General features: G+C 71.5%; 17 protein-coding genes. 8 read left to right on the top strand and 9 right to left on the bottom strand.

The window, feature by feature from the left end; translation table 11 throughout:
- The 3 genes from B7P34_RS21045 to B7P34_RS21035 all read left to right on the top strand — a co-directional run.
- The coding region (locus tag B7P34_RS21045; protein WP_146166884.1) for a tetratricopeptide repeat protein at nucleotides 1-1,220 on the top strand (1,220 nt) is incomplete at its 5' end.
- An 81-nt stretch (nucleotides 1,221-1,301) separates the two neighbouring features.
- The gene (locus B7P34_RS21040; protein ID WP_106678679.1) at nucleotides 1,302-2,507 is read left to right on the top strand and encodes a nitronate monooxygenase; all 1,206 of its coding nucleotides are present in this window, start codon (nucleotides 1,302-1,304) and stop codon (nucleotides 2,505-2,507) included.
- Nucleotides 2,508-2,741: 234 nt separating this feature from the next.
- On the top strand, nucleotides 2,742-4,295 hold the full coding sequence (locus tag B7P34_RS21035) for an acyl-CoA synthetase (RefSeq protein WP_106678677.1): 1,554 nt from the start codon (nucleotides 2,742-2,744) through the stop codon (nucleotides 4,293-4,295).
- A gap of 30 nt (nucleotides 4,296-4,325) precedes the next feature.
- Here the strand turns inward: B7P34_RS21035 and B7P34_RS21030 are convergent, their stop codons facing one another.
- The 9 genes from B7P34_RS21030 to B7P34_RS39770 all read right to left on the bottom strand — a co-directional run bounded on the left by B7P34_RS21030 (nucleotide 4,326) and on the right by B7P34_RS39770 (nucleotide 13,002).
- Complete coding sequence (locus B7P34_RS21030; RefSeq protein WP_106678676.1) at nucleotides 4,326-4,508, bottom strand: hypothetical protein; 183 nt, start codon at nucleotides 4,506-4,508, stop codon at nucleotides 4,326-4,328.
- A 241-nt stretch (nucleotides 4,509-4,749) separates the two neighbouring features.
- Nucleotides 4,750-6,258, bottom strand: a complete 1,509-nt coding sequence (locus B7P34_RS21025; protein WP_146166883.1) for a hypothetical protein — start codon at nucleotides 6,256-6,258, stop codon at nucleotides 4,750-4,752.
- 280 nt (nucleotides 6,259-6,538) lie between these two features.
- A complete protein-coding gene (locus B7P34_RS21020) occupies nucleotides 6,539-8,101 on the bottom strand; it encodes an MFS transporter (protein ID WP_106678672.1) in 1,563 nt (520 codons plus the stop codon).
- Nucleotides 8,102-8,196: 95 nt separating this feature from the next.
- Nucleotides 8,197-8,811 (bottom strand): malonic semialdehyde reductase, encoded by a 615-nt coding sequence (locus B7P34_RS21015; protein ID WP_435693976.1) that lies wholly within the window; start codon nucleotides 8,809-8,811, stop codon nucleotides 8,197-8,199.
- A 95-nt stretch (nucleotides 8,812-8,906) separates the two neighbouring features.
- The gene (locus B7P34_RS21010; protein WP_106678668.1) at nucleotides 8,907-10,220 is read right to left on the bottom strand and encodes an NtaA/DmoA family FMN-dependent monooxygenase; all 1,314 of its coding nucleotides are present in this window, start codon (nucleotides 10,218-10,220) and stop codon (nucleotides 8,907-8,909) included.
- Complete coding sequence (locus tag B7P34_RS21005; protein WP_106678666.1) at nucleotides 10,210-11,049, bottom strand: creatininase family protein; 840 nt, start codon at nucleotides 11,047-11,049, stop codon at nucleotides 10,210-10,212. Before B7P34_RS21005 ends, B7P34_RS21010 begins: the two co-directional genes overlap by 11 nt.
- On the bottom strand, nucleotides 11,046-11,909 hold the full coding sequence (locus B7P34_RS21000) for a hypothetical protein (RefSeq protein WP_223268064.1): 864 nt from the start codon (nucleotides 11,907-11,909) through the stop codon (nucleotides 11,046-11,048). Before B7P34_RS21000 ends, B7P34_RS21005 begins: the two co-directional genes overlap by 4 nt.
- 49 nt (nucleotides 11,910-11,958) lie before the next feature.
- Entirely contained in the window at nucleotides 11,959-12,504 is a 546-nt protein-coding gene (locus B7P34_RS20995) for a hypothetical protein (RefSeq protein WP_106678664.1), read from the bottom strand.
- A 63-nt stretch (nucleotides 12,505-12,567) separates the two neighbouring features.
- A complete protein-coding gene (locus B7P34_RS39770; protein ID WP_353620259.1) occupies nucleotides 12,568-13,002 on the bottom strand; it encodes a flavin reductase family protein in 435 nt (144 codons plus the stop codon).
- Nucleotides 13,003-13,800: 798 nt separating this feature from the next.
- On the opposite strand from B7P34_RS39770, the gene B7P34_RS20985 reads away from it, so the two are divergent.
- The 5 genes from B7P34_RS20985 to B7P34_RS20965 all read left to right on the top strand — a co-directional run bounded on the left by B7P34_RS20985 (nucleotide 13,801) and on the right by B7P34_RS20965 (nucleotide 18,762).
- Complete coding sequence (locus B7P34_RS20985) at nucleotides 13,801-14,562, top strand: DeoR/GlpR family DNA-binding transcription regulator (RefSeq protein WP_106678662.1); 762 nt, start codon at nucleotides 13,801-13,803, stop codon at nucleotides 14,560-14,562.
- 75 nt (nucleotides 14,563-14,637) lie between these two features.
- Nucleotides 14,638-15,951: an ABC transporter substrate-binding protein gene (locus B7P34_RS20980; protein WP_223268062.1), complete on the top strand. Its 1,314-nt coding sequence runs from the start codon at nucleotides 14,638-14,640 to the stop codon at nucleotides 15,949-15,951.
- On the top strand, nucleotides 15,948-16,922 hold the full coding sequence (locus B7P34_RS20975; RefSeq protein WP_106678658.1) for a carbohydrate ABC transporter permease: 975 nt from the start codon (nucleotides 15,948-15,950) through the stop codon (nucleotides 16,920-16,922). The genes B7P34_RS20980 and B7P34_RS20975 overlap by 4 nt, the downstream gene beginning before the upstream one ends.
- Nucleotides 16,919-17,776 carry a carbohydrate ABC transporter permease gene (locus B7P34_RS20970; protein ID WP_106678656.1) on the top strand — a complete coding sequence of 286 codons (858 nt, stop codon included), beginning with the start codon at nucleotides 16,919-16,921 and terminating at the stop codon, nucleotides 17,774-17,776. Before B7P34_RS20975 ends, B7P34_RS20970 begins: the two co-directional genes overlap by 4 nt.
- Nucleotides 17,773-18,762 (top strand): zinc-dependent alcohol dehydrogenase family protein, encoded by a 990-nt coding sequence (locus B7P34_RS20965; RefSeq protein ID WP_106678654.1) that lies wholly within the window; start codon nucleotides 17,773-17,775, stop codon nucleotides 18,760-18,762. The genes B7P34_RS20970 and B7P34_RS20965 overlap by 4 nt, the downstream gene beginning before the upstream one ends.
- Nucleotides 18,763-18,825 lie beyond the last annotated feature (63 nt).

The raw sequence follows: 18,825 nt of genomic DNA, 5'->3' as shown, positions 1-18,825 counted from the left end.
CTGACGACGAGGGTGAAGAGGACGAGCAGGGCGACGTCCTCGCCCATGCCCCAGACGACGCGCGGATGCGGCCCGATCATGAGAACGGCGGAGGCGACCAGGGAGACCGCGACCGCGACGCCCGCCCATGGGAGGAGGCCGGACGCGCGCACGCCGCCGTCGCGGACGGCCGCGACCGCCTCCTCGGCCCCGACCACCCCGACACGCTCACCAGCCGCTACGAGGCCGCCTTCGCCCTCAGCATGCTGGGCCGCTCCGGCGAGGCGCTGCGCGAGTACGCCCGCGCCGCGGCCGGGCGCGAGCGCGTCCTCGGGCCGGACCACCCCGCCACGCTCGCCGCGCGCCAGGAGACGGCGTACGTCCTCGGGCAGCTCGGCCGGCACTTCGAGGCGCACGACGTGTACGCCGCCGTGCTCGCCGCGCGCGAGCGGACGGCGGGCCCCGACCACCCGGACACCCTGCGCTGCCGCCACAACCTGGCCTTCAACCTCGGCCGCCTGGGCCGGCTGGAGGAGTCGTACCGCATGGCCTGCGAGGTGGCGGTCACCCGCTCCCGGGTCCTGGGCCCGGCCCACCCGGACACCCTTGTCAGCCGCTACGAGGTGGGTTACGCCCTCGGGCAGCTGGGCCGCTGGCCCGAGGCGCTGCAGACCTACCGCGAAGTGGCCGTCGCGCGGCAGCGGGTGCTCGGCGCCGGCCACCCCGACACGCTCGCCGCCCGCTACGAGACCGGCATCTGCCTCGGCCGCCTCCAGCGCAGCGCGGAGGCCCTGCGGCTGTTCCGCGAGCTCGTGGACGAGCGCACGCGCGCCCAGGGGCCCGAGGACCCGGACACCCTGCGCGCCCGGCACTGCCTCGGCGTCAACCTCGGCCGCCTCGGGCGCTGGGAGGAGGCCCTGGCCGAGGCGCGCGACGTGTGCGCGGTGCGCGAGCGGGTGCTGGGCGCCGACCATCCCGAGACGCTGGTCAGCCGGCGCGAGGTCGCGGTCGGGCTCGGCTGGCTCGGCCGCTGGACCGAGGCCCTCGCCGTCTACCGCGACGTGGCGCAGGCCCGGCAGCGGGTGCTGGGCGCCGACCACCCGGACGCCCTCACCAGCCGCAACGACGAGGCGCACTGCCTCGAACAGCTGGGCCGCTCCACCGAGGCCGTGGAGCTCTACCGGCAGGTCGCGGCGGTCCGCCGGGTCGGGGCCGCGCGGGGGCGGCCGCTGCACCGCTGAGCGGCCGGAGCACCGACTTTAGCTGACGTGACGTCAGAAAAGCTCTTCCCTCGCCCGGCACCCTGCGGCATCCTGCCGCCCATGCAGACCGAGTTGAGCCGGCGGCTGGGCATCGAGCACGCCGTCTTCGGCTTCACGCCCTTCCCCGCGGTCGCCGCGGCGATCTCCCGCGCCGGAGGGCTCGGCGTCCTCGGTGCCGTCCGCTACACCGACCCCGGGGACCTCGCCCGGGACCTCGACTGGATGGACGCCCGCACCGGCGGCAGACCGTACGGACTCGACGTCGTCATGCCCGCCAAGAAGGTGGAGGGCGTCACCGAGGCGGACGTCGAGGCGATGATCCCCGAAGGGCACCGCCGGTTCGTCCGGGAGACCCTCGCCCGGCACGGCGTCCCCGAACTCGCCGCCGGGGACCGGCAGGGCTGGCGCATCACCGGCTGGATGGAGGACGTCGCCCGCGCCCAGCTCGACACCGCCTTCGACCACCCGATCGCCCTGCTCGCCAACGCCCTCGGCCCGCCGCCCCCCGACGTCGTGCGACGCGCCCACGCCCACGGCGTCCTCGTCGCCGCGCTCGCCGGCAGCGCCCGGCACGCCGCCCGGCACGCCGACGCCGGCATCGACGTCGTCGTCGCCCAGGGCTACGAGGCCGGCGGCCACACCGGCGAGATCGCCACCATGGTCCTCACCCCCGAAATCGTCCGCGCCGTCGGACCGCTGCCCGTCCTCGCGGCCGGCGGCATCGGCTCCGGCGAGCAGGCCGCCGCCGCGCTCGCCCTCGGCGCCCAGGGCGTCTGGCTCGGCTCCCTCTGGCTCACCACCGAGGAGGCCGACCTGGGCTCGCCCGCCCTGACGGCCAAGCTCCTCGCCGCCGACTCCGGCGACACCGTGCGCTCCCGCGCCCTCACCGGCAAGCCCGCCCGCCAGCTGCGCACCGCCTGGACCGAGGCCTGGGACGACCCCGCCGGCCCCGGCACCCTCCCCATGCCCCTCCAGGGCCTCCTCGTCGCCGAAGCGCTGACCCGCATCCAGAAGTACGAGGCCGAGCCGCTCCTGGGCACGCCGGTCGGCCAGATCGTCGGCAGCATGACCACCCGCCGCGGCGTCCAGGCCGTCTTCGATGACCTGACCAGAGGCTTCGAACGGGCCGTCGGACGCTTGAACCGCATCGCGGAGGGGACGGGCGCCCCCGCGCGGGAAGCGGAGCCGCCACCGGCCCGCGGCCGCGGAGCCTGCCCGGCGCCCGGCAGCGCGGACGGCACCGACCGCACCGGGCCCGGCCGGTGAGCGCAGAACCTGCCCCGCGACCCGCGGCTGCGGATCCCGGCGGCGCCCGGTGCCGAAGGCGCGGTAACGCCGTCCCGCCCGCGACGGCGCAGTGGACGGCCGGGGTGCGCGGCGAGGCCTTCATCGCGCTGCAGCGCGAGGGGACGGCCGGCAGCGCCGTCGACGCCGGCCCCGCGCCACCCGCCCGCCGCGCCGCGCGCCCACCCCGTCCACCCGCACGACGAAGGAGGCCCCATGCCACCCCAACCGCCCAACGGGTTCTGGGCGCAGGCCGCCGCCGACCCCGGCCGCACCGTCCTCGTCGACCCGGCCGGCGGCACCTGGACCGCCGGCCGCCTGCACGCCGCCGCCAACCGGCTCGTCCACGGGCTGCGCGCCGCGGGGCTGCGGGCCGGGGACGCCTTCGCCGTCGTGCTCCCCAACGGCGCCGAGCTGCTCACCGCCCACCTCGCCGCGACGCAGGCAGGCCTGTACCTGGTCCCGGTCAACCACCACCTCGTCGGGCCGGAGATCGCCTGGATCGTCGCCGACTGCGAGGCCAAGGCGCTCATCGCCCACGAGCGGTTCGCCGCCGCGGCGACGGCCGCCGCGGACGAGGCCGCCCTGCCCGCCGCCCGGCGCTACGCGGTCGGGGACATAGAAGGCTTCCGCCCGTACGCCGCCCTCCTCGACGACCGCCCGGACACCCCGCCCGCCGACCGCACCGCCGGCTGGGTCATGAACTACACCTCCGGCACCACCGGCCGGCCCCGCGGCATCCGCCGCCCGCTCACCGGCAGGCCGCCCGAGGAGGGCCACCTGGGCGGATTCCTCGGCATCTTCGGCATCCGGCCGTTCGACGGCAACACCCACCTGGTGTGCTCCCCGCTCTACCACACGGCCGTCCTCCAGTTCGCGGCCGCGTCCCTGCACATCGGCCACCGGCTGGTGGTCATGGACAAGTGGGAGCCCGAGGAGATGCTGCGCCTGATCGAGACCCACCGGTGCACGCACACGCACATGGTCCCCACCCAGTTCCAGCGGCTGCTCGCCCTGCCCGAGCACGTACGGGCCCGCTACGACGTGTCGTCCATGCGCCACGCCGTGCACGGCGCCGCGCCCTGCCCCGAGCACGTCAAACGGGCGATGATCGACTGGTGGGGCGGCTGCATCGAGGAGTACTACGCGGCCAGCGAGGGCGGCGGCGCCTTCGCCACCGCCGAGGACTGGCTGAAGAAGCCCGGCACGGTCGGCAAGGCCTGGCCCATCAGCGAGCTCGCCGTCTTCGACGACGACGGCAACCGCCTCCCGGCGGGCCGGCTCGGCACCGTCTACATGAAGATGACCACCGGCGGCTTCGCGTACCACAAGGACGACGGCAAGACCCGGGCCGGCCGCATCGGCGACTTCTTCACCGTCGGCGACCTCGGCCACCTGGACGAGGACGGCTACCTCTTCCTCCGCGACCGCAAGATCGACCTGATCATTTCCGGGGGCGTCAACATCTACCCCGCGGAGGTCGAGGCCGTGCTGCTCGGGCACCCGGCCGTCGCCGACGCCGCCGTCTTCGGCGTGCCGCACGACGACTGGGGCGAGGAGGTCCGCGCGGTCGTCGAACCGGCCGAGGGCCACGCGCCGGGCGCCCCGCTGGCCGCGGACATCCTCGCGCACTGCGCCGGCGCCCTGGCCGGCTACAAGCGGCCCAGGGCCGTCGAGTTCATCGCCGCCATGCCCCGCGACCCCAACGGCAAGCTCTACAAGCGCCGGCTGCGCGAGCCCTACTGGAAGGGCCGGGCGCGCCCGGTGTGAGCGGCGCCCGGCCCTGGTCCGCGGGAGCCGTCAGCGTCCGCTCACGCGCGCCACCCGCGGCGACGTGGGGCCCGAGGACTGCCCGTACGTCAGGAGCGTGCGGGCCACCGGGCAGGAGCCGCCCGCGAAGCCGACGGCCTGGACGTAGCCGGAGCCGTGCCGCACCCCGGACCAGCCGCCGCGGGCGGAGTCCCACGGCGCCGGCTCGATCATGTTCCAGATGCCCGGCGATGCGTGGGCGGAGCCGGGGACGGGGACGAAGCACGAGGCGGAGGAGGGTGTCGTTGCGGTCGTTGAGCATCGGGGACTGCAGGACCTGGCCGAGGGGCCGTGGGCCCGTGCGGTCGGGCGAGGTAGAAAACGGGGCCGGGACGCGGGCACCCGCGGATCTTGGTGGCCGGTGTTCCGGAGTACTTCTTAGGCACTGCCTGTGCCGGGGGTGTGAAGGTAGTGGTCAGTGGGCGGGCTGGCCGGCGGTGGAGCGCTGTTCGAGGGTGATGTCCACGCCGCTGACGCTGTGGTGGTAGACCGGGGCGAATCCAGCGCGGGTGAGGGCCTCTTTGTGGACGGCGGCGGTGCGTGCGGCGGCCTGGCGGGCGCCGGCGGAGAGGTGGTTGCAGTCGATGCGCCAGACACGGGACGTGTGGGCCAGACGCTGCTGGAGATCGGCCGGGGCGGCGGGCAGGTTGTCCAGGGCCCCGAGCTCGGCGGCTGTCCGGGCCCTGCTCAGGTCGGGGCGGCCCGTGAAGGACTCCTTGAAGGCGGTGGCGATCAGGCCGCACCGGGCACCGCTGAAGAGAACGGCGTCCCCGGGGGCGTCGTGGATGCGCAGGGTCGTGCGCACGGCGCTGGTATCCCACGGGCGGCTGTCCTCCTGGCGTATGGCCAGGTGGGACGAGGCGAGGGGAAGGGCTGTCAGGAGTATGAACAGCAGTTGCACCCGCAGGGAGGCGACGGTGATGGCCGTCGCGAGCAGGAGGGCCAGGGCCGGCAGGCAGAACAGCAGGTAGCGGTAGGCGAACAGGGGGTGGTCGAGCGAGGCGGCCGCCAGGAGCAGCGGGGGGACGGTCAGCCAGGGCACGCCTACCGCGAGGGCCAAGGGTGGGGCCTTGCGGCGGCGCACCACGAGGAGGGTCAGGGTGGCGAGGGCGGTGAGGGTGAGCAGGAGTTTGAGTGCGGTGGGGAGGGTGTTCTGGCCGGGGGTGAGGAGCCAGGTGAAGTAGTTGAACGGGGTTCCGGCGGTGATCGGTGCGGCGTCGCCGACGGCGGAGCTCTGGGCGGAGGCGAGGATCAGCAGCGGGACCACGGCCGCGGTGCCTGCGGCCTGGGCCCAGAGGGTGCGTACGACGATGCGGCGGCCGGGGCGCCGCAGGGCCACGGTGATCGCGTGGGCGGCCGGCAGCAGCATTCCCAGCAGGTTGAACCAGCCCAGCAGGGCGATCAGCACGGCATAGCAGACCAGCCACCGGCCCCGGGCGCGGCTGGAGAGGATTTTCACCAGGGCGCCTGTGGCCAGCACTGCCACCGCCATGACGAAGGCGAACGAGCGGGCCTCCTGCGCGTACCGCGACGCGGTCGGCAGGACGGCCAGCAGCAGCCCCGCGCACAGTCCGAGACGCGGACCGCCGAGCAGGCGCCCCAGCCACGTGAGGCCGCCTGCCGCGACGGCCACTGCCGCAGCGGAGGCCACCCGCGGCCAGAACTCGGTGAGCCCGCCGCACACCTGCCCGATCAGCCACATCAGCACGTAGTGCAGGCCGTGCACCGCGTCGACCTGACCCAGCAACTCCATCATCTGCGGCCAGGACCGCCGCGCCACGTCAATGGTGACGATCTCGTCGGTCCACACGGAGGGAGCCGTATTCCCCCATACCCCCAGGACGAACGCGACGACCGGCGGCATCAACCCGGCCACGCCCCTCACCAGGGCACGGCCGGCGGACGCGCCGCGTAGGACAGGCATGACGGTGGGGGGTGAGGTGGCTGTCACAGTGGTGCTTTCGTCGTTGGCGCTCCCGCACCGGGTGGTGCCGGGACGGGCGGCGAACCACGTCGTGTGTGACACCGAGCAGACGCACCCCCACGCTCAGCACGTTATGCGAAATGCGGATCTAATGTCCAAAAGGGGTCGCGCCGCTGCTGCGGCTCGCACGGCACACTGCCGATCGCCTCGGACACGGCGCCCTCCCCGGGCGGGCCGGAGGGCGCTATCAGGAGATTGAGCACAGCTAGTGAGGCCCGAGTCAGGGTGACGCACGGCCCGCCTTACGAGGGCGCAGCACGAACGCCGCGAGCACCGCGGTGAGGGTCAGCCCTCCCGCGGCGATGGCGGCCACCGCGGTGAAGCCCTGGTCGTAGGCGTGCCGGGCGGCTGTCAGGATTCGCCGGGCCGTGTCCGCGTCGAGGCCGTCGGCCACGTCCTCGGCCCCGCCGAAGGACTGTTGCGCGACGGCCCGGTCATGGGGGGTCAGGCCGGTGAACGAGGGCAGCGTCAGACGATAGGCGGCGGTCAAGGCCGTGCCGAGGACGGCCACGCCCAGGCCGGCGCCGAGTTCGAAGGACGTCTCCTGGATCGCAGCGGCCTCGCCGGAGCGTTCGGGTGCGGCGGCGCTCATGATGGAGTCGGCGCCCAGCGTCATGACGACGCCCGCCCCGTATCCCGCGACGAGCATCGTTGCGATGAGCGAGCCGTAGGCTCCGCTGTCGCCGACCGGTGCCAGCAGGAACAGTGCGGCCGCGAAGGCGGCGAGGGATCCGGTGAGCGACCACCGGTTGCCCCATCGGGCAGACAGCCAAGGGGCCGTCGCGGCTCCCACGGCGTTGGCGGCGGCCAGAGGCATCAGGGCCAGCCCGGCGTGCAGCGGCGAGTAGCCCCCGGTCTGCTGGAGCCACTGGGTGAGGAAGAACAGCAGGGCGACGTAGCTGCCGAAGCAGCTGATGACACACACAGTGGCCATGGAGAAGCGCCGGCTCGAGAAGAGGGAGAAGTCCAGCAACGGCTCGGTGAGCCGTCGCTGGCGCCGTACGAAGAGGTACAGCAGGAACGCTCCGGCCGCGGCGGTGACGGCGACGGTCCAGGGCACGCTGAAGTTCTCGCCGGCCCGCTTGAGCGCGTACACCACTCCCGCCAGGCCCGCGACTGACAGGGCCACGCCGGCCACGTCCCAGTGCCGGGGTGAGGAGTTCTTCGATTCCGGGATGACCCGCGCGCCCACGACGAGGATGACGAGGACGATCGGGACGTTGACGAGGAACACCGCGCCCCAGCCCCACCGCTGGGTCACCAGGCCTCCGACCAGCGGTCCGACAGTCGCGCCCACGCTGTGGGCCGCCGTCCAGATGCCGATGGCGACGGCCCGTTCGCGGTCGTCGGTGAAGACGACCCTGATCACCGCGACGGTGGATGCCATGATCATGGCCGCGCCGATGCCGAGCGCGACCCGGGCGGCGATCAGCTGGGGCGTGGTCGTGGAGAACGCGGCGGCGGCGGAAGCCAGGCCGAACAGCGCGAAGCCGCTGAGCACCATGCGCTTGCGGCCGATGCGGTCGCCCAGGGTTCCGCACGTCACGAGCAGGGAGGCGAGCGTCAGGGAGTACACGTCGACGATCCACAGCAGCTGCACACCGCTGGGGTGCAGGTCCCGGGTCATGCTCGGTACGGCCACGTGCAGCACGGTCAGGTCGATCCCGCAGAGGAGCAGGCTGGTGGAGAGCACGGCCAGGACCGCCCAGCGCCGCGTCGGGGGGACGGGTCCGGCCGGGGGGCGGGACGAGGCTGTGGGCGCCGGCGCTTCACTCTTCGACATGGCTGCACTATCGGCCGCTACCGCTGTACCGTACAAGTACGGTCATGAATGTGCCGTAGTGCCATTCTGTATACCGACTTGGGGGTGGCCTCGGCTCAGGCCGTGGTGAACACCTGCTCGAAGTCCAGGCGAGGGCCGCGGGAATGCCGGGCGCCCTCGGGCGGCCAGCCGATGTTCACCACGGCCAGCACGAAATGCGCGCTCTCCGCGAAGAATTCCTTGTTGATGCCGATGGCGTCGAACCCGGACATCGGCCCCGCGGCCAGTCCGGCCGCCCGGAGGCCGATGATGAAGTAGGCGACTTGCAAGGCGCCGTTGAACTCGGCTGACCGTTCCCGGACGGCGGGGTCGGCGTAGAAGCGCGTGGCCGCCTCCGGGAACCGGGGGAACTGTTCAGGGAGTTCGGTGTGGAAGTCACGGTCTCCCGCGAGAATGGCGACCAGCGGTGACCGCGCGGTCTTCTCCCGGTTTCCGCGAGCCATGTGCCCGACCAGCTTCCGGCGGGCCTCGTGGGAACGCACGAGCACCACGCGCAGCGGTTGCTGGTTGAAGGCGGTGGGACCGTACTTGACCAGGTCGTAGACAGCCTGGATGGTCTCGTCGGTCACGGGTTCGTCGGTGAAGACGTGGGTGGAATGTGCCTGCCGGAACAGCAGATCCTGAGCCGCGGTGTCCAGTCGTAGCGCGGAGCCGGGCGGTGTCATCGGCATGTCTCCTGCGTCAGTCGTCCGGCCTGCCATGCCCGCCCGGAGACGCGTCGAGCCGGGCGGGCAGGCTGCGGCGTGGCGGCGTCGCCCGGGGACGGTCAGAATTCCCTGAGGTTCTCCTTCAGGGTGCGACCGGTGGCATAGGCCGTCCGGGTGAGGCCGAGGCGCTGGAGCGCGGGGACGAGGCCGTCGGTGACCTCTGCGACGTACCGGCGGTTCAGGCGCAGCAGTGGGGTGGTGATCATGAAGCCGTCGCCGCCGGCCTCCTCCATGACCTCGCCCATGCGCGCCGCCACCTGATCCGGCGTTCCGACCAGTTCCACCGACGACACCAGGCCGCCGGCCGAGTCGGCGACCAGCTCCCGCAGGGTCTTTCCGCTGCCCCATTGCTGGAACTGGTCGAGCGATCCTTGCTCGCCGTTGGTCTCCAGCCGGTGCGGCAGGGGCTTGTCGAGGTCGAACTGCGCGAAGTCGATCTCGGTGAGCGCCGAGGTCTGGGCGAGAATGTCGTGGATGAACTGCGGGGAGGACACCATGCGCGCCTGCTTGTCCCGGGCGTCCTGCTCGGTCTCGCCCAGGACAGGGGTGACGCAGAACAGCACTTTGACGCCGTCGGGGTCGCGGCCGAAATCCTCGGCGTGCCGGCGTACGTCGGCACGGAATTCCCGCATGGCTTCGACTCCGTTGGCGATGGCGATGACGGAGTCCGCGTTGCGTGCGGCGAAGACGCGCCCGCGGGGTGAGGCACCGGCCTGGATGAAGGCGGGGCGGTGCTGGGGCGAAGGCACGGTGTTGAGCGGTCCGCGCACGCTGAAGTGTTTGCCCTTGAAATGGATCGGCCGGACCTTGGTGTGATCGGCGTAGATACCGTTGTCCCGGTCGAGAACGACCGCGTCCCGGTCCCAGGAGGCGAAGAGCTGCCGGACGACGTCCACGTATTCGTCCGCCATTTCGTAGCGGACATTGCGCGGCGGCAGCTCGGTCATGCCGAAGTTCTGTGCCGCCAGGGTCTCGGCACTGGTGACGATGTTCCAGCCGAAGCGTCCGCCCAGCATGCTGTCCATCGTCGAGGCGAGGCGCGCCGTCATGAACGGCGGGTAGGCCAGCGTGGACAGGGTGGCGACGATGCCCAGGTGGGATGTGGCGAGCCCCATGGCCACGGCCAAGGGGACCGGGTCGTGTTTGGGCACCGACATCGCCTGCCGCAGGGCCGCCTCCGATGATCCGCCGTAGCTCTCGGGGACCATGAGCTTGTCCTCGACGATGACGTAGTCGAAGCAAGCGCGTTCCAGGGCCTGGGCGACCTCGGTGTGGAACTTCCCGTCCCAGGGTGCTCCTCCTGTGCCGAAGGGGCCCTGCCAGTCGTCGGGGGTGAAGTTGAAGATGAAGGCGAGATGGAACTTACGCGTCATGCGTCTTCCCTCCGCTCTCGGCGGCCGCCGCGCGCCGGTCCGGCCGGGTGCGGGCGAACAGCAGTCCGTCGCCGTCCCGGATCAGGCCGACGGCCTCCTCGGTCACATGCCGGAACAGCTTCTCCCCCAAGGCCGCGCTCGAGCCCGACGTGGGCGACAGGATGCCGTGGTTGGTGGTCCGTTCCGTGTCGATGGGGTGCAGGTACACACCGTTGCGGGGCGGGTGGTCGTGGCCGGGCCGGTCGTCCCGCACCAGGTCCGGGCGCAGGTAGAGCATCAGACTCGTCTCGGTCAGCCCGGCGTGCTCGGCGTGCCAGCCCGGGAAGGACGGGAATTCGGCGGTGAGCCAGGATTCCTGGACGACGCTCCACCAGCTGAAGGCGAAGATCTCCTTCCCGTCGGCCGCTCCGTCCTGCCGCAGCTGGTCCAGGGCCTCGAAGACGAACGGTTCGTTCTCGTAGTGCCCGTTGACCACGACCAGGCGGAGGAAGGGCAGCGTCAGCAGCGAGGCGAACGCGTCCCGCAGGAATCGGACGAGCGTGTCACCCCGCACGTACAACGTGCCGGGGAAGGAGAGGCCACCACCGCTCTGCGGCAGCGAGCGGGCCGCGACCGGCTGGACGGGAAGGGTGAGTCCGCCCAGGTCCGCGGCGATCTGACGGGCGAACTCCTCGGCCAGGATGGAGTCCACGGACAGCGGCAGGTGCGGGCCGTGCTGCTCCGTCGCCCCGATCGGCCAGACCAGTGTGCGGCAGGCGGAGACGCTCTCCCTGACCTGAGGGCTGGTGAGTTCGTCGAACGCGGCGGCCGGTGGGGGTTCAGGGCTCACGAGGTCTTCTCCAGGGCAGCGGCCGTGATCGCGGCGGACTGGGTGATGATGCGGTCCAGGGTGGTGTGCATGTCCGTGTGCAGAGCCGTGTAGACCTGTACGGCATCGGCACCGACGGCCAGGTAGTCGGCGACGTCGCGCCCCGACGCCACGCCTCCGCAGCCCAGGATGGGGAGATCGAAACCACGGGCCCGCAGCCGCCGGATCGCCGCCAGGACGAGCGGTTTGATGCCGGGACCGGAGTAGCCGAAGACACCCCCCAGCTCCAGCTCACCCGTGGCCGGGGAGATCGCGGCTCCTGGGATCGTGTCGCTCACCGTGATGGCGTCGGCCCCGCCCGCCGACGCGGCGCGTGTCCGGTCCACCAGCCCCTCACCGACGGCCAGCTTCACGGAGAAGGGCAGTGACGTACGAGAACGCGTGGCGGAGGTGTAGGCGTAGACGCGGTCGGGAGTGTCCTCCTCAAGACCCGGCTCCTCGTTCAGGCAGGAGATGCCGAGTTCGAGCGCCCGGCACCCGGTGGTCTGCACCTCCGCCGCGAGCGCGCCCAGTTCCTCGGGCGAGCCGGCGTGCAGGGAGGCGATGACCGGCAGATCGTCCTGGGCGAAGGAGCGAAGTGCCGTCAGCCAGCGGCCGACCGGTCGTTTCGAGTACGTGGTGCTGTTGAGCATGCCCGTGGGCAGCCGTACGAGCCGCTCGTCCAGGTCCGTGGGCGGGCTGGGATGGATGGTCTTGGTGACGACCGCGCCGGCTCCGGTCTCGAGGAGCCTGCGGATGTTGCGCTCCTGGTCGGTGAGCAGCCCGGACCCGACGATCACTGTGTTCCTGAGCCTCAGGCCCAGGACGTGGGCAGCGGACACCTGCTCCTCCTGTCTGCGGAAGCTTGGCGGGGATCCGTGTCTGCGGAAGCTAGGCGGGGATCCCGGCCCCGACGGCTTCGCGTTGCTGCCGAGTGGCCTCGAGAACGGAGCTGATGAGAAGCCCGGGACTGCCGTCGAACTCGTCGAAGTCGATGGTGTGCACTGCACCGACCCGGTGCAGCCCCTTCAGGAGGTGGCTGGCCGAGTCGACGAAGGGCTGTGTCGTGATGAGGACGACCGGACGGCCCATGGCCGTCGCCCAGCCCAGTTCGACGTGGGTGCCGTCGGTGCGGCGCAGTGTCCGGTCGTCCAGCACGGGAAGAATCGGAACAAAGACATCGCACTTCTGCATCCAGCGGTAGTCACGCACCGAGACCTGGTCCGGTGTGAAGGACGCCGTCTTCGCGCCGAACTGCTCCACAGCATGGGCGGAGAACACGTTCCCGCCGGAATCCCGGACGGTCCGTATCGCCGTGGAAATGGCGTCCTGGAGAGGCCCGACGAATCCGTCCGGAAGGATGGCGTGCTGAATCGGGCCGCCTATGAAGACATCGAGGCCGGTGAGCGGCCCGGGCTGGCCGTGCGTGGTGATCACTGTTTCTGCTCCTTGCTGGTGGAATCTGTGCGAATGAGAGCAGGTCGCGTAAATGACAGCAGGTCACATATCCGGGCCGTCCGGATCTGCGGCCGGTTCGGCGATCCGGGTGTACTGTCCGCGGAAATACAGCAGAGGATGGCTGCCGGGGGTCGCGCCGAGCCGGCGTACGTCGCCCCGGACAATGGTGTGGTCCCCGCCGGGGAACTCGGACCGGAGCCCGCATTCGATCCACGCGGCGACCCCGTGCAGCACCGGCAGGCCGCCTGCGGAACACGTCCATTCCACCCCCTCGAACCTGCCGCCCCCGGCCCTGGCGAACCGGTCGCTGAGCGGGGCCTGGTCCTCTGCCAGGACGTTGACGCAGAAGGAGCCGGCCGACCTGATCGCCGGCCACGTCGTGGACGTCCGGCCGGGGCAGAGGAGCACTTGCGGCGGACTCAAGGAGAGCGCCGAAAAGGCCTGGCAGGTGAATCCGACCGGCCCCGAAGGTGTCACTGCGGTGACGACGGTAATACCGGAACAGAAGAATCCGAGCGTGGCTCGGAAGGTCTCCGGCGTGCATTGACCGGGCAGTGTTGCGGTGCCTGACTCGCCTGGCAATGTGACCTCGTTGAGCGCTGGGAGGAGTGTGATGTCGCGCAGGTTGAGGGTGACATCGTGCGTGGAAGCGGGTCAATCGACGGTTGTCGTTTTGGCCGGATCCAGGGCGGGACGCCGACCGGGTGGACGGTTTACACGGGATGCCCGAATGATTTCCAGGAATGCCCGTGAAAGCGTTGGGCGATGCCCGGGAGGACGTCCGGAGCGGAAATGACAAGCCTTGGCCCGCACCATCCCCACGGACCCGGCACGAAACCGCTTGCGCGCATATCGGCCATGCTTGTCACCGGCGGAGAGCGAAACCGGATCGGTGCGGTATCAACCAGGAAACACCTCAACCGATCCCGGGAGCGGATGCCATGTGCTGCATGGTGAGGCTGCCACGGCCTGCAGAGGCCGGCCCGGAACGACGCCCATGCTCGTACGGTGAGCCGGTGAGCCGGTGGGCCCGGGACGAAAGCGGAACGAGAGAAACAGTCACGGAACGGCTCCTCCGGAGGAGGGTCCGGGCGTGCCCGGCGGCGTGGCCGGGACGCCGCTGCAGCCCGGCGCCCACAGGCCCGTTCCGGCAACGGGCACCTCCGGGCACGAACAGCGCCGTACCGGTCCTGGCCAAGTGGCCGGGGCACTTGTAAAACACACGAGAAAGCCCGAACGGGCATGGTGGCACCACCGGACGGACAGGGACGTGCCATGGACGCGGAGGAACGCCGCCGGGGGGTCCTGGAGCTGGCACGCCGGACCGGATCGGTGGACGTCGGCAAGCTCGCCGCCGACTTCGGTGTGGCAAAAGAGACGATCCGCCGGGACCTGAGCATCATGGAGGCACACGGGCTGGTGCGGCGCACGCACGGCGGGGCGTATCCCGTCGAGAGCGCCGGCTACGAGACCACCCTGGCCTTCCGCACCACCCGGCACGTCCCGGAGAAGCAGCGCATCGCGGCAGCCGCCGGGGACCTGGTGGGCGACGCGGAAACAATCTTCGTCGACGAGGGCTTCACGCCCCAGCTCATCGCGCAGGCACTGCCCCGCGCCCGCCCCCTCACCGTGGTCACGGCCTCCCTCGCGACGGCGACCTCGCTGGCGAACCACGATCCGATCACCGTGCTGCTGCTCGGCGGCCGGGTGCGCGGTGGCACCTTGGCGACCGTCGGGCACTGGACCACGCACATGCTGTCCGGGTTCGTGATCGATCTCGCCTTCATCGGCGCCAACGGCATCTCCCGCGAACACGGCCTGACCACGCCCGATCCCGTGGTCAGCGAAGTGAAGGCGCAGGCCGTCCGGGTGTCGCGGCGCCGCGTGTTCGCCGGTGTGCACACCAAATTCGGGGCCGGCAGCTTCTGCCGGTTCGCAGAGGTGTCCGACTTTGAAACGATCATCACCGACACGGCTCTGCCCCTGCCGGAGGCTCATCGCTACTCCCTCATGGGCCCCCAGGTCATCAGGGTCTGAAGGGCCCCCGAGACACCAGGAGCCGCCTTGGCGCGCAGGACGTTACGCCGCGTTCGCACGGCGATGGCATCGGCAGTGGCAGCCGGACTGTTCGCGGGATGCGCCGGAGCAGGTGGCGCCGCCTCCTCACCCCGCGGCGGCGCCGTCGACGTCCTCATGGTCAACAACCCGCAGATGACCGAGCTCCGCAAGCTCACCGCGGCGCACTTCACCAAGGACACCGGAATCGAGGTGAACTTCACGACGCTGCCCGAGAACGCCGTCCGGGACAAAGCCGGGCAGGACTTCGCCCATCAGGCCGGCCAGTACGACGTGGCGACCATCAGTAACTTCGAGGTCCCGTTCTACGCCCGGAACGGCTGGCTGCGCCCCTTGGACCCGTACACGGCCGAGGACACCGCGTTCGACCGGGCCGACCTCCTCGATCCCGTGCGCCGGTCGCTGACCGCCGACGACGGCAGGCTCTACGGGGTGCCGTTCTACGGTGAGTCGTCCTTCCTGATGTACCGCAAGGACGTCTTCGCGGAGAAGGGCCTGACCATGCCCGCTCACCCCACCTGGCAGCAGGTCGCGGACCTGGCCGCGGCCGTGGACGGCGCGCGAAAGGGCATGCGGGGCATCTGTCTGCGGGGCCAGCCCGGCTGGGGAGAGGTCATCGCGCCGCTCACCACCGTCGTGAACACCTTCGGCGGCACGTGGTTCACCAAGGACTGGCAGGCACGGCTGACCGCGCCGGAGTTCGTGAAGGCGACCGAGTTCTACGTCCGTCTGGTGCGCGAGCACGGCGAGAAGGGCGCCGCCCAGTCCGGCTACGCCGAGTGTCTCAACGGTGTCATCCAGGGCCGGGCCGCCATGTGGTACGACGCCACTGCCGCCGCCGGGCCGCTCGAAGCCGCCGGATCCCCGGTGAAGGGCAGGATCGGCTACGCACCCGCCCCCGTGGAGCGGACCGCCTCCTCCGGCTGGCTCTACACCTGGGCGTGGGGCCTGCAAAAGGCGTCCCGGAATCCGGACAGGGCGTGGAAGTTCATCTCCTGGGCATCCGGCAAGGAATACGAAGCGCTCGTCGGCAGGGAGGCCGGCTGGGCCGGCGTCCCTGCGGGCAAGCGCGCCTCGACGTACGAGAGCGAACCGTACCGCCGGGCCGCTGCAGCCTTCTGGAACGTCACGCGCGCCTCGATCGCCGCCACCGACCCAGGGCGTCCGGGAACCCAGCCGAGGCCCGCCCCGGGCATCCAGTTCGTCGGGATCCCGGAGTTCTCCGACCTGGGCACCAAGGTGTCACGGGAGATCAGTGCCGCGATCGCCGGCCGGCAATCCGTCGCGACAGCCCTGCGGAAGTCGCAGAAGATGGCGGAGCGGATCGGCGAGAGGTACCGAAGCCGATGACCGCCCCCGCCACCGCAAGCGCCGCGGCCCGCACCGGGAACCCACCGCGTGGCGCCGCACGCCGGCGCCGGAAGCGCGGGCCGGGTGCCTGGGCCGTCCGTGCCCCGCTGCTGCCCGCCTTGGTGTTCGTGATCGCTGTCACCCAACTGCCCTTCGTGGCAACCCTCGTGCTGTCCCTCTTCGACTGGAACGCGTTCCACCCGGGTGGCCGGCGCTTCATCGGCCTCGACAACTACGCCGCGGTGCTCGGCGACACCGCGGTACGCGAGGCGGTCGTCACCACCATGGTCCTCACGGCCTCCGTGGTCGCCACCGCTCTGGTCCTGGGACTGGCATTGGCACTGCTGCTCAACCGCCGTTTCCCCGGCAGGGCGCTGGTGCGCACCATGCTGATCACCCCCTTCCTCCTGGTGCCCGTCGCAGCGGCACTGCTGTGGAAGCACCTGCTGCTCAACCCGGAGTACGGCCTGCTCAACGGTGCGCTCACCTGGGCGGCCCGGCTCGTCGGCGACGGCATCGCGCCACAGCCGGACTGGATCTCCGCTGCGCCGCTGATCGCGGTGGGAACCGCGCTGGTGTGGCAGTGGACCCCGTTCATGATGCTGATCGTGCTGGCCGGGCTGCGCAGCAGGCCGCCGGACAGCGTGGAGGCCGCCAGGATGGACGGCGCGAGCGAGGCGCAGGTCTTCCGCTACCTGACGCTGCCCCACCTGCGCCCGTATCTCGAACTGGGCGCACTGCTGGGATCCGTCCACATCGTTCAGAACTTCGACGCCGTGTTCACGATCACCTCGGGGAGCCTGGGCACCGCCAACCTCCCGTACACCGTCTACCAGATCTTCTACCAGGCCCACGAGTACGGGCAGGCGTCCGCGGCCGGAGTGCTCGTCGTGCTCGGCTCCCTCGTCATCGCCGCCGTGGCGCTGCGCGTCGTCTCGTCGTTGCTCCGGGGGGAGGCGTCCCGCGGATGACTGTCCTCACCACCGCTGCCGTGAGCCGCCGCAGCCGGCATGGGCGGGTGTTCCTGGGGATGCTGGCCTGGCTGGCCGGCATCGTGTTCTTCCTGCCCGTGGCCTGGATGTTCCTCACGTCGCTGCACTCCGAGGCGGACGCGGCCGCCAATCCGCCCACGGTGGCCGCATCACTCGGCTTGGACGGCTACCGCGCGTTCTTCGGCTCCGGCGGAGGAACGAGCCCCTGGCCGGCACTGATCAACTCCACTACGGTCGCCGTCACATCGACGACGTGGGTACTGCTCCTGGCCTTACCGGCCGCATACGCGCTGTCCGTCCGCCCCGTGCGCGGCTGGCGGGACACGCTCTTCTTCTTCCTCTCCACGAAGATGCTGCCGGTCGTGGCCGGCCTGCTGCCGGTGTACCTGTTCGCCAGGAACACCGGCCTGCTCGACAACGTCTGGCTGATGGCCGTACTCCACACGTCCATGAACCTGCCGATCGCCGTATGGATGACGCAGTCCTTCCTCGCGGACGTCCCCGTCTCCATCCTCGAAGCCGCCCGCGTCGACGGTGCCCGGCTCCCCGTGATCCTCGCCCGCATACTCGTCCCCGTCATCGCTCCCGGCATCACCGCGACCGCGCTGATCTGCTGCATCCTCAGCTGGAACGAGCTGCTCCTCGCCCAGGTGCTCACATCGGTGACCGCGCAGACCGCCCCGGTCTTCCTGACGGGATTCATCACCGGCGAGGGCCTGTTCCTGGCCCAGCTCTGCGCCGCCTCGGTCGTCGTCTCGCTGCCGGTGCTGGCCGCCGGCCTCGCCGCCCAGGACAAGCTCGTCCAGGGCCTCTCCCTAGGAGCCGTGAAATGAGGGCCGTCCTCATCGAAGCCCCCGGCCGGATCCGTCTCACCACCCTGAGCGACCCGACCCCTGGTCCCCGTGACGTCGTGGTCGGCGTCGCCGCGTGCGGCCTGTGCGGCACCGACTTGCACATCCTCCAAGGCGAGTGCGGTGCACGGCTGCCCATCGTGCCCGGGCACGAGTTCGCCGGGGAGATCGTCGCCACCGGCGCGCGCGTCACCGGGCTCGCCGTCGGCGATCGCGTGGCCGTCGACCCGTCGCTCTACTGTCAGGAATGCCGCTACTGCCGCCTCGGCCGGGGCAACCTCTGTGACCGCCGGGGCGCTCTCGGCGTCACCGTCCCGGGCGGTGCCGCAGAGTACGCCGTCGCCCCGGCGGCCAACTGCGCCCGGCTGCCCGAGCACGTCGACACGCGGGACGCACCGCTGATCGAGCCGCTCTCCTGCGCGGTGCGCGGCTACGACGTGCTCGGCAGCCGCCTCGGAGCCGAGGTCCTCATCTACGGTGCGGGCACGATGGGCCTGATGATGCTGGAGCTGGCCAAACGCACCGGCGCCGCCTCCGTGGACATCGTGGAGATCAACCCCGCCCGGCTGGCCACCGCACGATCCCTGGGCTGTACCCGGGCCGTGCGCTCGGCGAAGGAGCTGGACCAGCCCCGGGGCTGGGACGTGGTCGTCGACGCCACCGGCGACGCGGCCGCCATCCAGGACGGCCTGCGACGGATCGCCAAGGCCGGCACGTTCCTGCAGTTCGGTGTCAGCGCTGCCACGACCACCGCGGTCATCGAGCCGCACCGCGTCTACAGCCACGAGATCACCATCACCGGCTCGATGGCGGTCCTGCACAGCTACGAACGCGCGGTCGGCCTCTTCGCCGCCGGCGTCCTCGATCCGGCAGCGTTCATCACTCACCGCCTGCCGCTCGAGCACTACCCCGAGGCCATCGAACGATTCGCCTCCGGCGAAGGCCAGAAGATCGTGGTCGTGCCGTGACTCCGCGCGGGATCGTACGGCGCGCCCGCCGCGCAGGGTCGGGTGCGGCGGCGGACGCCGGGA

The sequence above is a fragment of the Streptosporangium nondiastaticum genome (assembly GCF_003011965.1).
Taxonomy (GTDB): domain Bacteria; phylum Actinomycetota; class Actinomycetes; order Streptomycetales; family Streptomycetaceae; genus Streptomyces; species Streptomyces nondiastaticus.
This window is presented reverse-complemented; position numbering and strand designations above follow the sequence as displayed.

Bases quoted from the DNA above. Each gene is read 5' to 3' on its own strand.
- B7P34_RS21040 (WP_106678679.1), top strand. From the start codon at position 1,302: ATGCAGACCGAGTTGAGCCGGCGGCTGGGCATCGAGCACGCCGTCTTC.
- B7P34_RS21035 (WP_106678677.1), top strand. From the start codon at position 2,742: ATGCCACCCCAACCGCCCAACGGGTTCTGGGCGCAGGCCGCCGCCGAC.
- B7P34_RS21030 (WP_106678676.1), bottom strand. From the start codon at position 4,508: ATGATCGAGCCGGCGCCGTGGGACTCCGCCCGCGGCGGCTGGTCCGGG.
- B7P34_RS21025 (WP_146166883.1), bottom strand. From the start codon at position 6,258: ATGCCTGTCCTACGCGGCGCGTCCGCCGGCCGTGCCCTGGTGAGGGGC.
- B7P34_RS21020 (WP_106678672.1), bottom strand. From the start codon at position 8,101: ATGTCGAAGAGTGAAGCGCCGGCGCCCACAGCCTCGTCCCGCCCCCCG.
- B7P34_RS21015 (WP_435693976.1), bottom strand. From the start codon at position 8,811: ATGCCGATGACACCGCCCGGCTCCGCGCTACGACTGGACACCGCGGCT.
- B7P34_RS21010 (WP_106678668.1), bottom strand. From the start codon at position 10,220: ATGACGCGTAAGTTCCATCTCGCCTTCATCTTCAACTTCACCCCCGAC.
- B7P34_RS20985 (WP_106678662.1), top strand. From the start codon at position 13,801: ATGGACGCGGAGGAACGCCGCCGGGGGGTCCTGGAGCTGGCACGCCGG.
- B7P34_RS20975 (WP_106678658.1), top strand. From the start codon at position 15,948: ATGACCGCCCCCGCCACCGCAAGCGCCGCGGCCCGCACCGGGAACCCA.
- B7P34_RS20970 (WP_106678656.1), top strand. From the start codon at position 16,919: ATGACTGTCCTCACCACCGCTGCCGTGAGCCGCCGCAGCCGGCATGGG.
- B7P34_RS20965 (WP_106678654.1), top strand. From the start codon at position 17,773: ATGAGGGCCGTCCTCATCGAAGCCCCCGGCCGGATCCGTCTCACCACC.